The 14,243-nt window shown below is 64.9% G+C and carries 13 protein-coding genes; 12 read left to right on the top strand and 1 reads right to left on the bottom strand.

The genetic code is table 11. From position 1 onward, the window contains the following. The first annotated feature begins 704 nt into the window (after positions 1–704). From POS17_RS16025 to POS17_RS15980, 10 genes are all read left to right on the top strand, one after another. On the top strand, positions 705–1,307 hold the full coding sequence (locus POS17_RS16025) for a transposase (RefSeq protein ID WP_060839484.1): 603 nt from the start codon (positions 705–707) through the stop codon (positions 1,305–1,307). A gap of 32 nt (positions 1,308–1,339) precedes the next feature. Further along, on the top strand, positions 1,340–3,013 hold the full coding sequence (locus tag POS17_RS16020) for a ShlB/FhaC/HecB family hemolysin secretion/activation protein (protein ID WP_442963106.1): 1,674 nt from the start codon (positions 1,340–1,342) through the stop codon (positions 3,011–3,013). A gap of 19 nt (positions 3,014–3,032) precedes the next feature. After that, positions 3,033–4,850 carry a DUF2341 domain-containing protein gene (locus POS17_RS16015; RefSeq protein WP_060839482.1) on the top strand — a complete coding sequence of 606 codons (1,818 nt, stop codon included), beginning with the start codon at positions 3,033–3,035 and terminating at the stop codon, positions 4,848–4,850. A gap of 11 nt (positions 4,851–4,861) precedes the next feature. Then, the gene (locus tag POS17_RS16010) at positions 4,862–5,287 is read left to right on the top strand and encodes an ExbD/TolR family protein (RefSeq protein WP_011061113.1); all 426 of its coding nucleotides are present in this window, start codon (positions 4,862–4,864) and stop codon (positions 5,285–5,287) included. A gap of 3 nt (positions 5,288–5,290) precedes the next feature. After that, positions 5,291–6,007 (top strand): energy transducer TonB family protein, encoded by a 717-nt coding sequence (locus POS17_RS16005; RefSeq protein ID WP_060839481.1) that lies wholly within the window; start codon positions 5,291–5,293, stop codon positions 6,005–6,007. 40 nt (positions 6,008–6,047) lie between these two features. Then, positions 6,048–7,751: a putative porin gene (locus tag POS17_RS16000; protein ID WP_060839480.1), complete on the top strand. Its 1,704-nt coding sequence runs from the start codon at positions 6,048–6,050 to the stop codon at positions 7,749–7,751. 14 nt (positions 7,752–7,765) lie between these two features. Further along, positions 7,766–8,413 carry a hypothetical protein gene (locus POS17_RS15995; protein ID WP_060839479.1) on the top strand — a complete coding sequence of 216 codons (648 nt, stop codon included), beginning with the start codon at positions 7,766–7,768 and terminating at the stop codon, positions 8,411–8,413. Positions 8,414–8,433: 20 nt separating this feature from the next. Then, positions 8,434–8,916 carry a YbjN domain-containing protein gene (locus POS17_RS15990; protein WP_060839478.1) on the top strand — a complete coding sequence of 161 codons (483 nt, stop codon included), beginning with the start codon at positions 8,434–8,436 and terminating at the stop codon, positions 8,914–8,916. Next, a complete protein-coding gene (locus tag POS17_RS15985) occupies positions 8,913–9,869 on the top strand; it encodes a peptidylprolyl isomerase (RefSeq protein WP_060839477.1) in 957 nt (318 codons plus the stop codon). Before POS17_RS15990 ends, POS17_RS15985 begins: the two co-directional genes overlap by 4 nt. Positions 9,870–10,582: 713 nt before the next feature. Next, positions 10,583–11,560: a LysR family transcriptional regulator gene (locus POS17_RS15980; protein ID WP_060839476.1), complete on the top strand. Its 978-nt coding sequence runs from the start codon at positions 10,583–10,585 to the stop codon at positions 11,558–11,560. Positions 11,561–11,626: 66 nt separating this feature from the next. Here the strand turns inward: POS17_RS15980 and POS17_RS15975 are convergent, their stop codons facing one another. Then, a complete protein-coding gene (locus POS17_RS15975; RefSeq protein WP_060839475.1) occupies positions 11,627–12,022 on the bottom strand; it encodes a hypothetical protein in 396 nt (131 codons plus the stop codon). Positions 12,023–12,219: 197 nt separating this feature from the next. Here POS17_RS15975 and POS17_RS15970 point away from each other — a divergent pair, with 197 nt between their 5' ends. Continuing rightward, complete coding sequence (locus POS17_RS15970) at positions 12,220–13,062, top strand: hypothetical protein (RefSeq protein WP_060839474.1); 843 nt, start codon at positions 12,220–12,222, stop codon at positions 13,060–13,062. Then, entirely contained in the window at positions 13,041–14,171 is a 1,131-nt protein-coding gene (locus POS17_RS15965) for a hypothetical protein (protein ID WP_060839473.1), read from the top strand. Before POS17_RS15970 ends, POS17_RS15965 begins: the two co-directional genes overlap by 22 nt. The last annotated feature ends 72 nt before the right edge of the window (positions 14,172–14,243 follow it).

Below are 14,243 nucleotides of genomic sequence, written 5' to 3'. Positions count from 1 at the left end.
GTAGGATTGCGGAGGGGGACTTGGCGGCCTGCGAGCCGGCCAGTCTTTATGGGTGGTTGGGGTACATATCCGTTGCTGCGGGTGCGGCGGCTGGCGGTTTCGCCCTTACGGCGAGTCCCTTTTTACAAACGCCGGAGTGCCGGCCCAGCAAAAAGGAACCAAAAACGCTTGCCCCTCCATGGGCCCCTCGCTGGGGCTCGGGGTTCCCTCTCTCCGGCATTGCTCCGGTGGCCCGCCGCCAACCGGCCATCCATGGCCGGGTGGCGGCTAGCTCGGCATCCTTGCCGAGCTGCCCCCTGCGCAACGCCTGCGTTCGGCCGGCTGGGAAGGGGCTTGAAGATCAAGATCAAAAGCCAAAGCCAAAGCCAAAGCCAGAGCCACGGCTAACGGCGCGCCCGTCCGGGCGGCGCATTTTTAAGCCTTCTTCAGCACAACAATTCCCTCTCGTAGGAGCCGGCTTGCCGGCGAAGAGGGCGGTCTGGTCGTGCGCGGAATAAAGACAGTTCAGTGTTGTCCGGCCGGCAGTCTTCGCCGGCAAGCCGGCTCCTACAACGTTCGCGCGTTCCTCTCGTGAATGAAGCTTTTATGACAAAAGTTCGGTAGCACATCGCCACGCACGTCTTGGGTATGTAACGCGCTTGAGGGGGCCGCCAGGCCACTTTTTTAAGCCGAGGCGGGACGCCGGGAGTGAGGCTATGGGGACTATGGAACGCTACTCGAAAGTGGGCATGCAGGAGCTGGATCAACGGCTGTCGAAGATTGTCGAGGCGGCGCGCAAGAAGCCGGTGTCGGTCTATCGCTACGGGGCGCCGTGGGTCTGGATCGTGTCCCAGGATGATTGGCAGGGCGCCTTGAAGGAGGTGGCCAGCTATATCCCGCCGGGGCATTCGCTGGTGCTGCTGCGTCCGCAGATCGATGAGTTGCTGGATCAGCACCGCGATCTGCTCCAGGGCCTCAATGCCGAGCCCGGCATGCTGATCGCGCCGCGTACGGTGATGCACATTCTGTTGCTGCAGTTGCTGTATTCGGTGCCCAGCGAGCAGCAACTCTATGAACAGCTCAGTTACAACCTGCTGTTTCGCTGGTTCGTCGGTTTGGATCTGAACCAGAAGGTCTGGGCCTTCAGTGTCCTGAGTCGCGACATCGCCACGCTGTTGAACAACCCGCGGGCGGTGCAGTTGATCCAGAAAATCATCGGTGAAGTGTTTTGCGGCGCTCTGCTGCAAATGCCCGAGTTCTCGCTGAATTTTGCGCTGTTGCACACCTGGCTGGCGCGCCACGAAAACACCTCGATCAGCAGCAATTGAAGCAGCCAAACGCTGTGCAGACGGCGACGGCAATGCGCGTGCGCGCGCCAATTTTCAGTTTTTTAGGGGGCGGTGTGGAGCATCTGGGCAAATCAGGGCGACCCGGCAGTGGCGGGCGCTGGTGGCCGTTGTGTGGCTGGTTGGCGGTGCTGGCGCTGGCGCCAGCGGTGCAGGCCGAGGAGGGTGAGCCGGTTGCGGTTGAAGCCACGGCGGCGCGGTTGGTGGACGTCAATGAGTACTTCGTGCGCGGCAATACCGTGCTCGATGCGCGGGCCATCGAGGAGGCGGTGTATCCGTTCCTCGGGCCGCAAAAAGCCCTGGCCGACATCGAAGGCGCCCGGGATGCGCTGCAGAAGGTCTATCAGGAGCGCGGATATCAGTCGGTGTTCGTCGAGCTGCCGGAGCAGAAGGTCGAGGACGGCATCGTTTATCTGCAGGTCAGTGAAACCAAGGTCGGCCGGGTGCGGGTGGTGGGGGCCAAGCATTACTCGCCGGTGGAGATCCGCGATCAGGTGCCGGCGTTGCAAGAAGGCCAGGTGCCGGATTTTGCCACGGTGCAAAGCCAGTTGGCCGGGCTCAATCGCGGTGCCGGGCGCCAGGTCATGCCGCTGGTGCGTGAAGGCCAGCGCCCGGGGACCATGGACGTCGACCTGCAAGTGGAAGACCAGAACCCCTGGCACGCCAGCGTCGGCCTGAACAACGACTACAGCGCCGACACCGAGAAGCTGCGCACGGTGGTCAATGTCGGCTACGACAACCTCTGGCAGCTGGGCCACAGCATTTCCCTGACCTATTTCACCGCGCCCCAGGACACCGACAACGCCAAGGTCTGGTCCGGGTCCTACACCGCGCCCCTGAGCGAGCGCTGGGCCCTGCAGTTCTCCGGTTACCAGTCCGACAGCAACATCGCCACCATCGGCGGCAGCAACGTGCTGGGCAAGGGCCATTCCTACGGGGTGTCGGCGATCTACACCTTGCCCGCGGCCGGCAACTGGGCCAACTCGCTGTCGGTGGGGGTGGACTTCAAGGACTTCGAGGAAGAGATGCGCTTTGGCCGCAGCAGCGACCAGATTCCGCTCAAGTACGCCCCCGTGACCTTTGGCTACAACGGCTACCGCTACAGCGAAAAATCCCAGCTGGGCCTGGGCCTGAACCTGATCGTCGGCACCCGGCGCTTCTTCGGCTACGGCAGCGACGCCGAGGAGTTCCACTACAAGCGCGACGAGGCCAGTGCCAGTTTCTCGGTGCTCAAGGGCGACCTGAATTTCACCTACACCTTCGCCAACGACTGGCAGTCGGCGTCCAAGACCGCCTTCCAGCTGGCCTCCGGGCCCCTGGTGTCCAACGAGCAGTATTCCGCCGGTGGCGCCACCTCGGTGCGCGGCTACCTGGCCGCCGAGCGCACCGGGGATGAGGGCTACCTGTTTTCCCAGGAGCTGCGCACGCCGTCCCTGGCCAAGTTCCTCGGCAGTTATGTGCAGGAGTGGCGCTTCTACGCCTTTGCCGAAGGCGCGCACCTGTCCCTGCACGAGCCGCTGCCGGAGCAGGAAGACCAGTACAGCCTGGCCAGCGTTGGCCTCGGCACCCGCGCCAGTTTGAGCAAGTGGCTGTCCGGCAGCCTTGACTGGGGCTACCCGCTCAAAGACGGCCCCAACACCCAGAAATACGACCCGCGCCTGCACTTCAGCGTGCAAGCGACGTTCTGACTTTACGGAGACCCTTCCCATGCAACGCTTATTCCTGAGCCTGTTGATCTGCCTGGGCTTCGTGCTCCCGGCCACGGCCCATGCCTGGTGGCAGGACGACTGGCATTACCGCAAGCAGATCAGCGTGGACACCACGCCCCAGGGCGCGGCCATCAACGAGGCCCTGGGCCGCACCGCGCTGCTGGTGCGCCTGCACACCGGCAATTTCACCTTCGACGGGGTCAAGGAAGACGGCGCCGACCTGCGCTTTGTCGCCGCCGATGACAAGACCGTGCTCAACCACCAGATCGAAAGCTTCGACCCGCTGATGGGCATGGCGCTGATCTGGGTCGATGTGCCCAAGGTCGAAGGCGGCCAGCGCCAGGACATCTGGATGTACTACGGCAACCAGAAGGCGCCGAGCACCGCCAACGGCCAGTTGACCTTCGACCCCAGCTACACCGCCATCTACCACTTCGACGGCAGCAACGGCACTCCGGCCAAAGACACCACCGCCTACGGCAACACCGCGCAGAACGCCACCGGCGCGGCGATTGACGGGGGCATCGGCCGTGCCTTGCAGTTCAGCGGCCAGCCGCTGCTGCTGCCAGCCAGCCCGTCGCTGCAGCACAACGCCGGCGGCGCCTTCACCTTCAGCGCCTGGGTGCGCCTGGATCAGGCCAGCGGTGAGCAACTGCTGCTGGCCCGCCGCGAAGGCGCCGGCAGCCTGCTGGTCGGCATCAACCAGGGCATGCCCTTCGTTGAAGTGGACGGCCAGCGCGCCGCCTCCACCCAGCCGCTGAACCCGGGGCAGTGGCAGCACCTGGCCCTGAGCGGCGAGGGCAGCCGCCTGGCGCTGTACGTCAATGGCCGCGAAACCGCGAGCCTGGCCCAGGCCATTCCCACCTTCAATTCGGTGCTGGCGATCGGTGCCGACCTGCCGCCCGCCGCCGGCGCCGAGGCCAGCCACTTCCTGCCGTTCACCGGGGCCCTGGACGAGCTGCGCCTGTCCAAGGTGGCGCGTCCGGCGGCGCTGATCCTGGCCGATGCCAGCGCCCAGGGCGCGGAGTCGAAGCTGGTGGCTTATGGCGTCGATGAAGAACAGTCGGGTTTTGGTTTCGGCAGCCTGGGCTTCCTGCTCAAGGCGGTGCCGGTGGATGCCTGGGTGATCATCCTGGTGCTGGTGGGGATGATGATCCAGTCCTGGGTGATCATGCTGCGCAAGAACCGCATGGTCGGCCGGGTCAGCGCCGCCAATGCGCTGTTTCGTGAGCAGTTCGCCAAGGTCGGCACCCGCCTGGAGATGTTCGCCGACGATCAGGTCCTGGCCAGCCGCCTGGAGCACTCCTCGCTGTGGCGCCTGTACCTGGTGGCGGTGAAAGAGATCCGCACCCGCCGCGAGCAGGGCGCCGATACCTCCTCGGTGTCGGCGGCCACCATCGAGGCCATCCGCTGCTCCATGGACGGGGTGCGCACCCGGGAAAACCAGCAGCTGAGTTCCAAGCTCTCGACCCTGTCCAACGCCATTGCCGGCGGCCCCTACATCGGCCTGTTGGGCACGGTGCTGGGGATCATGGTGGTGTTCCTCGGCACCGCCATGGCCGGTGACGTCAACATCAACGCCATCGCCCCGGGCATGGCCGCGGCCTTGCTGGCCACCGCCATGGGCCTGTTCGTCGCGATCCCGGCGCTGTTTGGCTACAACCGCCTGATCACCCGCAACAAGGAAGTCGGCGCCGACATGCGGGTGTTCGTCGACGAGTTCATCACCCGGCTGGCGGAGCTGCATGGCGAGAGCCAGCACAGCGAGAACGCCCACTGGCGGGTCAGTCACAGCAACGCGTCGGTTCCGGCCTGAGGAGAACTGCCATGGCTTCCGTGAACGCCTCCCATGACGACGAAGACGACGCCGCCGTCGACAGCATCAACATCACGCCCCTGGTGGACGTGCTGATGGTGGTGCTGGTGATGTTCATCCTCACCGCCACCGCCCAGGTTTCGGGCATCCAGATCCACCTGCCCAAGGCCAGCGCCTCGGTGTCGCTGTCCGAGGCCAAGACCAAGGCCATTTCGGTGAACGACGGTGGCCAGGTGTTTCTCGACGCCTACCCGGTGACCCTGGGCGAGCTGGAAGAGCGCCTGCGCATCGAGAAGGCGCAGAACCCGGACTTCCCGATCATCGTCCGTGGCGATGCCACGGTGCAGTACCAGAAGGTCATCGAAGTCCTCGACCTGCTGCGCCGCCTGGAGTTGTCCCAGGTCGGCCTGGTCACCGGCAAACCGAGCCAGGGCTGAGCCATGACCGCACAACAACCGATCGAGCTGCCGCCGGTGCAGCACAAGCCGCGCGCCGTGCGCCTGCTGAAGTGGGGCGCCGGGCTGCTGCTGGGGGCCGTGGCCGCCTGGCTGCTGTGGCAGTGGGCCAATGACATGGCCGGGGTGCGTCGGGAAGCGCCGAAGGTGCCGACCATCATCCCGCTGCCGCCACCGCCGCCACCCCCACCGCCGCCTCCGGAGAAGCCCAAGGAGCCGGAGCCGGTGGAGGAGAAGGTGCCGGAACCCGAACCCACGCCCACCCCCGAGGAGGTCAAGCCGGAGGAGGAAGCACCGCCCTCGCCGGCGGACGATCTGGCCAACCCGATGCAGATCGACGGCGACGCCCAGGCGGGCAACGACGGCTTCAACGTCGGTGCCGGCAAGGGCGGTGGCATGGCCGGCGCCGGTGGCGGCGGGCTGGGCACCGGCACCTACAAGCAGTACCTGGCGGCGACCTTTCAACGGGTGCTGCGCGAGGACCCGGAGCTGCGCAAGAAGGCCTATGCGCTGCAGGTGGACCTGTGGCTCGGCGCCGACGGCCAAGTGACCCGCGCCGAACTGGCCGGCTCCAGCGGCAACCCCGAGACCGACCAGCAGGTGCTGGCGGCGCTGCGGGCCACTCCGCGCCTGAAAGAACGTATGCCAGCGTCCCTGACCTTGCCGGTGCGCTTGTCCCTCAAGGGCCGGCGGCCGGAATGAGCGAACCCCTATTTGCAGTTTCTACAGGAGTTGTGTGCAGATGATTTCCACCGTGAATCGATTGACCCTGGCGCTCGGCATGGTCGCCCTGACCCTGGCCGGACAGGCCTCGGCCGCCGCGGCCGCGCCTTCGGAGAACGCCACGATCAACCTGATCCGTCTGTTGGTGCAGCAGGGGGTACTGCCGCAGGCCAAGGCCGAGGCACTGATTGCCCAGGCCGAAAAAGAGGCCCAGCAGGCCCGCCAGGCCAGCGCCGCCACCGCCGTGGCGGCCACCGGCCCCGCGGCGGCGCCGGGGGATGTGCGGGTGCAATACGTGCCGGCGATCGTCCGCGAGCAGATCCGCGATCAGGTCAAGGCCGAGGTCATGGCCACCGCCAAGCAGGAAAACTGGGCCCAGCCCAACACCTTTCCGGATTGGGTGTCGCGCATCAGCTTTGACGGCGATATCCGCCTGCGCGAGGAGTCGCGGTTCTTTGCCGACAACAACAGCAACGAGATCGTCGACTACGCCAAGCTCAACGACAACGGCCCCTACGACGTCAACAAGGACACCAACAGCAAGCTGCCGCCGCTGCTCAACAGCCGTGAAGACCGCGACAACCTGTTCCGCCTGCGGGCGCGCCTGGGGATGAAGGCGGTGATCTCGCCGGAATGGACCGCCGGCATCCGCATCGGCACCGGTTCGGACAACAACCCGGTCTCCACCACCCAGACCCTGGGCGGCGGCTTCGGCAAGAAGGACATCTGGCTCGACCAGGGCTACCTGACCTGGAAGGCCAGCCAGGACCTGACCCTGACCGGCGGGCGTTTCGCCAACCCGTTCTATGCAACCGACATGCTGTATTCCAACGACCTGAACTTCGACGGCGTGGCGGCGCTGTTCAACCACAAGCTCAGCAGCGACTGGGGCCTGTTCGGCACCCTTGGCGTGTTCCCGGTGGAGTACACCAACGACACCGCCACCAGCAACGGCTTCGACAAGAACGAGAGCGACACCAAGTGGCTGTTCGGCGGGCAAATCGGCGCCAACTGGAAGATCAACCGCAGCAACAGCCTCAAGGGTGCCTTGGCCTACTACCGCTTCGACGACATCGAAGGCCAGCGCTCCAGCCCTTGTGCGCCTTGGGCCGGGGCCCCGGGCTGCGACACCGACGGCTCGCGGGTGGCCTTCATGCAGAAGGGCAACAGCGTGTTCCTGCTGCGCGACATCACCCCCAACCCGGCCACCCCGGGCCTGACCCCGCAGCCGCAGTTCGTCGGCCTGGCCTCGAAGTTCGACGTGCTCGACCTGAACCTGGCCTGGGACACCGAGCTGCCGGACGACCTGCGCCTGCGCAGCCAGACCAACTACATCCGCAACCTGGCCTACGACAAGGGCGAGATGCTCAAGCGCAGCGAAGGCGAGATCGTCAACAACATCAACCGCAACGGCCAGTTTGAAAGCGGCGGCAACGCGCTGCTGGTGCAGTTCACCCTGGGCAACGCCCTGGACATGAAGAAGTCCGGCGACTGGAACCTGCTGGCCGGCTACAAGTACATCCAGCCCGACGCCTTGCCCGACGGCTTCAACGACTCCTCGTTCCACCTGGGGGGCACCAACGCCAAGGGCTATTTCGTCGGCGGCAACTACGGCATCGACAAGAACATCTACGCCACGGCCCGCTACATGAGCGCCTCGGAAGTCTACGGGCCGCGTTACGAAGTCGACGTCATGCAGCTTGAACTCAACACGCGCTTCTAAGCGGGAGGAAGGTTATGAACAGCCGAGTGAGGGCAGGGGCGGTCAGCCTGTTGCTGGCCTGGGGCGTGCTGGCCAGTGCCGGCGCCAGCGCCGAAGGCATGGAGGAACGCCTGCGCACCCAGTTGCGCAGCACCACCCAACAGTTGCAGGCCCTGCAAAGCGAGCAGGCCCAGGCCGCGGCCGCGCGGATCGCCGCCGAGAACGCGGCCAGGGAGGCCCAGGCCCAGGTCAAGCAACTGAGCGCCGAGCTGGCCAAGACCCGCGGCGTGGCCGAGCAACTGGCCGGCCAGCAGCAGAACCTGCAAAGCCAGGCCCAAGCCCAGGCGGCGGCCAGCAGCGAGCAGTTGGGCAAGTTCAAGAAAGCCTACGAAGACTTGCTGGTGCTGGCCCGGGGCAAGGAAGCCGAGCGGGCGAAATTGCAGGCGCAATTGAGCGAACGTGACACACAAGTGCAGCAATGCGCGGTCAAGAATCAGCAGATGTACGGCATCGCCAAACAGATTCTGACGGCCTACGAAAAGATCGACGTGGCCGAGGTGGTGAACATCCGCCAGCCCTTCGCCGGCAAGGCCCGGGTCAAGTTCGAAGAACTGGCCCAGGGTTTTGGCGACGAGCTTTACCAGACCCAGTTCGACGCCCCGCAGGCGGCGAGCGCCCACTGATCACCAGGGAAGAGATGACCATGACTTTGATTACCAGCGTCACCACCGACAGCCTCACCGACCTGCTGCAAGGCGCCGGCTACCGGGTCAACCAGACCGAGCAGAACGGCATCGTGCAACTGCTCAGTGCCAGCCAGGGCATCGGCTATGCCGTGCGTTTCGGCAACCCGGGCAGCGAGGCCGGGCACTATGTGGACTTCACCTACAGCTGCGCCCTGCGGGTGCAGGGCGAATTGCCGGCGGGGCTGGCGGAGCTGTGGAACGCCTCGCGGCGCTTTGCCCGGTTGTCGCTGCAGGGCGAGTTCCTGGTGATGGAGATGGACGTGGTGGTGGCCGGGGTCGGCGAGACTCACCTGCGCAGCCAACTGGAGCTGTGGGACCGGTTGCTGCAGGAGTTCATCGTCTACCTGCGCGAATACAGCCAGCAGGCGGCCCAGTTGCAGGCCCGGGGCGAACAGCCGCTGCCTGAGGAACACCCCCTGGAAGAGGTGGCCAGCCTGTGAAGAAGCCGACTCTGGTGGTCGGTGCCGGGGCACTGACCTTGCTCGGCCTGGCGCTGGGGCTGGCCCTGCGCCCGGGCAACGACCCGGTGGCGGCGCAGCAGCCGGCACCGGCCGTGCTGCAGCAGTCACTGGCGACCACACCGACCGTGGCGCGCCTGGGCAACCAGCAGGTGGCGGCCGAGGAACTCAAGACGCTGTTCGCCAGCCTGCCCGAGGATGCCCGCGCGCAATTGCGCGGCAACCGCCCGGCGCTGGAAGCCTGGATCCGTTCGCGGCTGGCGGAAAAGGCCGTGCTGGAACAGGCCGACGCCCAGGGCTGGCGCCAGCGCCCGGAGGTGGAGCAGCAGACCCGCGCCGCCACCGAACAGATCGTGTTTCGCGACTATTTGCAGTCGGTCAGCCAGGTGCCGGCGGACTACCCCAGCGCGACGGAGTTGCAGCAGGCCTATGACAGCGGCAAGGCGGCCTGGATGACCCCGCCGCTGTACCGGGTCAGCCAGATCTTCCTTGGCGTCAGCGACCCCCAGGCCGTCGAGCCGGTACGGCGCCAGGCCCAGGAGCTGAGCCGCAAGGCCCAGGCCGCGCCGGCAGAGTTCGCCGCCCTGGCGGCGCAGTACTCCCAGGATCGCGACAGCGCCCAGCGCGGTGGCGACTCGGGGCTGCAACCCTTGCAGCAACTGCTGCCAGAAGTGCGCAGCGCGGTGGCCCGGCTCAAGGTCGGAGGTGTCTCTGAGGTGGTGCAGAGCGCGGCGGGTTTCCATGTGCTCAAGCTCACCGAACAGCAACCGGCGCGCACTGCCAGCCTGGACGAACTGCGTGATCGCCTGACCCAGGCCCTGCGCGCCCAGCGCCAGGAACAGATCGCCAAGGCCTACCTGGAAGGCATGCTCAACACCGCGACCCTGAGCATCGATGGCGCGGTACTGAACCAGGTCCTGGAGGACAAGCTGTAGGCGCGGGCCTGCCAGTGAAGGCGGTCTCACGGGCCTCTTCGCCGGCAAGCCGTCTCCGACGAGGCAACACGCAGCACCGGGCAAGCTGTAGGAGCTGGCTCGCCAGCGAAGGCGGTCTCACGGGCCTCTTCGCCGGCAAGCCGGCTCCTACGGGGCAACACGCAGCACCGGGCAAACGTAGGCGCTGGCTTGCCAGCGAAGGCGGTCTCACGTTCCTCTTCGCCGGCAGCAGGCACCCACGGGGCAATACGCAGCACCGGCAACTGTAGGAGCTGGCTTGCCAGCGAAAGCGATCTCACGGTTCTCTTCGCCGGCAAGCCGGCTCCTACGGGGCAATACGCAGCATCGGGCAAACGTAGGCGCTGGCTTGCCAGCGAAGGCGGTCTCACGGTCCTCTTCGCCGGCAAACCGGCTCCTACGGGGCAATACGCAGCATCGGACAAACGTAGGAGCTGGCTTGCCAGCGAAGGCGGTCTCACGGTCCTCTTCGCCGGCAGCAGGCACCCACGGGGCAATACGCAGCATCGGACAAACGTAGGCGCTGGCTTGCCAGCGAAGGCGATCTCACGGTCCTCTTCGCCGGCAAGCCGGCTCCTACGAGGCAACACGCAGCACCGGCAACTGTAGGCGCTGGCTTGCCAGCGAAGGCGATCTCACCGGCACCACCGCCCGCCAGTCAAGGAAGCAACAGTCAACAAGACAGGGAGTCACCGATGGCATTTCTCGAACCCGCCCCACTTCAGGGCGTAGCGCCGTACACCGCGCCCCAGGAACCCCGCGAGGCCTGGCTGGCCCTGGCCGCCGGGATCGATCCGGAGGTCGCCCAGTACTTTCTGGTCAGTGCCCGTTGCGGCTGCTTCATGCAGGCGGCGCGCAGCCTGAACATCAAGGCCACCCTGTTGCGCAAGCAACTGGCGCTGCTGGAGGAACACCTGCGGCGTTCGCTGTTCTGCTATCAGGGCAATGTCCTGAGCCTGAGCCGCGAAGGCCTGCAACTGCAGGGCCAGCTGCTGGCCCTGGCGCACCAGCGCCGGCTGCCGGTGGTGGAACAGCCGCTGATTCGCCTGGCCGTGGCAGAAACCATCCTCCACGACATCCTCGGCCGCGACCTGATCGCCTTGTTGCGGCGCAACGCCAGCGCTCGCCTGGAGATCATCTCCATCGACAGCGACCTGTCCCTGCAGGCCCTGAGCGCCGACCTGGTGCTGTGGCTGGCGGCCGAAGACTCGCCGCTGCCGGGCCCCAGCTTCGCCACTCGCGAACCCGTGCCCCTGGCGCGCATCGACTACCTGCCGCACATCGCCAAGCGCTATTCACGGGTGGCGGTGCGTCCCGACAGCCTCGACGACCTCAGCGACTACATGCTGGTGCAATGGCAGCACGACCGTCAGGTGGAGCCGTTCCGGCCCTGGAACAGCCTGGTGGAACAGCGCCTGGCCGGCGTGGTGCAGGTGCACTCCTATGAACTGATGCTGGAAATGATCCGCTGCAGCGCCTGCATCGGCCTGCTGCCGCAGTACATGAGCCACTTCGACCGCGGCCTGACCGCCTTGCCGGGCCTGTTCAAGGACAGCATGCAGCGCCGCGCCTGGCTGGCGGTGAATGCCCGGGTGGAGCATGAGGAACAGGTGCAGCAACTGGTGGAGCTGATCCTCAATACCTTCAGCGAGCGTGAGGATTGGTTTGTTTGAGGTGAGCCGCCTCGTGGGAGTGGCCAGGCCCGAACGCCTGGTGCTGTCCGGACCGGGCACTCAGGCTCATGCCTTGGTTTCAGGGATCATGAGATCCTCCCAGTCGTCTTGTATTTCGGCGGTGCTGGTCTTCCTGTCGGGGAGGTGGGCGATGTTCCACTGGGTGTCGGTACTGAATTCGTCGCCGAGCAGGTCTTTGGCGATAGCGTTGGCTTTGATGGCCTCCTGCCGGTTTACCGGCACGTCACCCTCTAGGTCCTCGCCCTCTGGGTTGATCCATACACCTGGCGCCGGGTTAACGCCAGGGTCCCCGGCGTAGGCGTCTTGCAGGCGCTTGCGCTCTGCCACGATCTCGGCTGCTTCAGCCCGGGGAATGCCACGGGCCACAAGCAGTGCTTGTTCCATGGCGTCGATTTGCCGTTGTTTGAGCTCAAATGCATCGTTGTCATCTTTGTAGGACATCGGGTGGTTCCTTGTGCATTGCTTGTTCAGTGGATGGGGTCCTGCGAGGCGGTTTGTGACTGACCTCGGAGGCCCGACATGTTAATCGGTGGCCGCGCCCCGGTTTGTGCAATTCAACGAGGGGATGACGGGAAAATGTTGTAGTGCCACGACGAACCTCTCAGGATGGGCGCAGAACAACGGAGGGTGGGCGCGGTTTGATTAACAGGGTTCCCAAGTTTCATAAAGTCATCGAGCTGTTTTACGAGCGTGCAGTGTTCAAAAGGTCGAAGGAGCCCTTGCCACGGCAGGGCCAGAGCCTGGAGCAGCGCCAGAAGCGCGAGGCGGCAATGCTTGACGTAGTGACACGGCGAATGACGGGCGGGGCCGATGATCCGCTGCTGACCCCAGTGTTGGGCAATGTGCGGGAGATTCACAAGCACCTGGGGTTTGTGGCCCTGTTTCCCGACAAGGACGTAGGTGCGGCGCACTTGTATTTCTGGCTGATCGTGTGGCCACAGCTTGAGCAGATGTTTGAGGACGCGCTGGAGAACGAGCAGGCTTCGATCCCATTGCGCTATCTGGCACGTTGCCATGAGTGCTATGGGGACCGGCTGTTCGGCGACCCGGTGGCGACCCGGGAGGCCATTCTGGCGAGCCTGGAAGCGTCCCTGCTACAGGTCACGCAGGGCTTGAAGATTCCCCAGCAAAGGGCGCAGGTGGCTGTCTTGCAGTTCCTGCGATGCTTGGGGCGCCTGATTCGTCATGATTCGTTTCCTGCTAGAACTTCGGTCGACGCGCTCTTGAAGGCGTTGGAGTTGGCATTGGGGCGACCGCTGAAGAAAGCCCAGGCCGTCATCCAGCAACTGGAGCAGTTGCTCGAAGGTGCCAAGGTGCTGCATGCCGCTGGTCGCTGGTCGCTGGTCGCTGGTCGTTGCCGGAGCCCAGGCCGGTGCTGCCGGATGAGTTGCACGAAGTACACCGCAACCTTTATCGGCAGGCCAGGCGTGATGCCAGGGTTGGCGGACGCTCGCCGAGCTTGCAGTTCGGCACCCTGGTGAGCCTTTTCAAAGCCCGGATCAGGCATGTGGAACCCGGTGACTTTCTGTCGCAACACGCCAGGCAAGTAGGGCGCTCAAAGGCGACTCGCAGCCTGATCGAGCACAATGCCGGGCAGTTCCATGCCTATGTCTTGCTGGAGCAGATCAAGAGTGACCTTGATGTCGGGCGCCGGCTGCAACGGGTCGAAAACAGTGTTCAGGTGTTGGTTAGGAGATACGGGGCAGACCGGGAGCACTGGCTGGCACTGTTCCAGGACATGCCGTTGTCGCTGTTCCTGCTCAACGCAATCTTTTCTTCTTCCTTGACCCTGATTCAGCGGCTTCTGGGTGAGGAGGCGCTCGCAAAGGCCGCGTTGGCCCTCAGGCCCCTGGTCGAGGCTGCACAAACCGAAGGGCCGCAGCGTGAGCAACTGCTTGCAGTGGCGGCTCAACAGCAGATCAAGGCGCTCAAGATGCTGTTGGATACCTATCACGCCCAGCATCACCTGGGGTGGCTGGCGATGGAGCTCCTTGCCTTCGTCTATGCCTTCAAATACAAGTACGACCCAGGGTTCCAGCCCCATGCCACGGACAAGCTGGAGGCGATTCTCGATGATTGTGTCGATCAACGGGACATCCGTCACCGGATTGCCTATGAAACCCAATTCGGCCGTTGTACGCGCACCCTGAGCCCGATGGGCACGGATGTGGCGCTCATCATGATCCACCAATACAACCGCTACATCCTCGCTCACTGTGAACACCCGCTTGAGTACCTGTGCAATCCGTTGCAACGCCTGAGCGAGCTTCTGCAAGCTGCCTTGAGCGCCGCCAGTGCCGAGGGGGAGATCGAGGCGGCGATCCTCAAGCGCTGCATCAATGCAGCGTTCGGAACGGGCAAGGATAAGTCGGTCATGCGCATTGGCGGCCTGCGTCCTTACGAGTGCCTGCGTGATGTGCGCTTCTATCTGTCGGCATTGCACCTGGCCCCGCTAGAAACCTTGAACCCGGGGTTGTTTCGCTACCTGGCATTGCCAGATGCCTTGCAACGCTTGGTTTTGCAATGGCTGTCACCTGTACGCTATGCCAAGGATCTGCTGCGCCAGCAAAGTCAGTCGCCCGAGCTGTAGGGAAATGGTTTCTGAGGCCTGTGCCGCTCTGCGCTTGAGTGCCTCGCCAGAGTCGCACTCATGCCCTTACAC

The organism is Pseudomonas sp. Os17 (genome assembly GCF_001547895.1).
In the GTDB taxonomy this organism is placed as follows: Bacteria; Pseudomonadota; Gammaproteobacteria; order Pseudomonadales; family Pseudomonadaceae; genus Aquipseudomonas.
The sequence above is the reverse complement of the archived record's forward strand: the minus strand, read 5'-3'. Positions and strand labels throughout refer to the sequence as shown.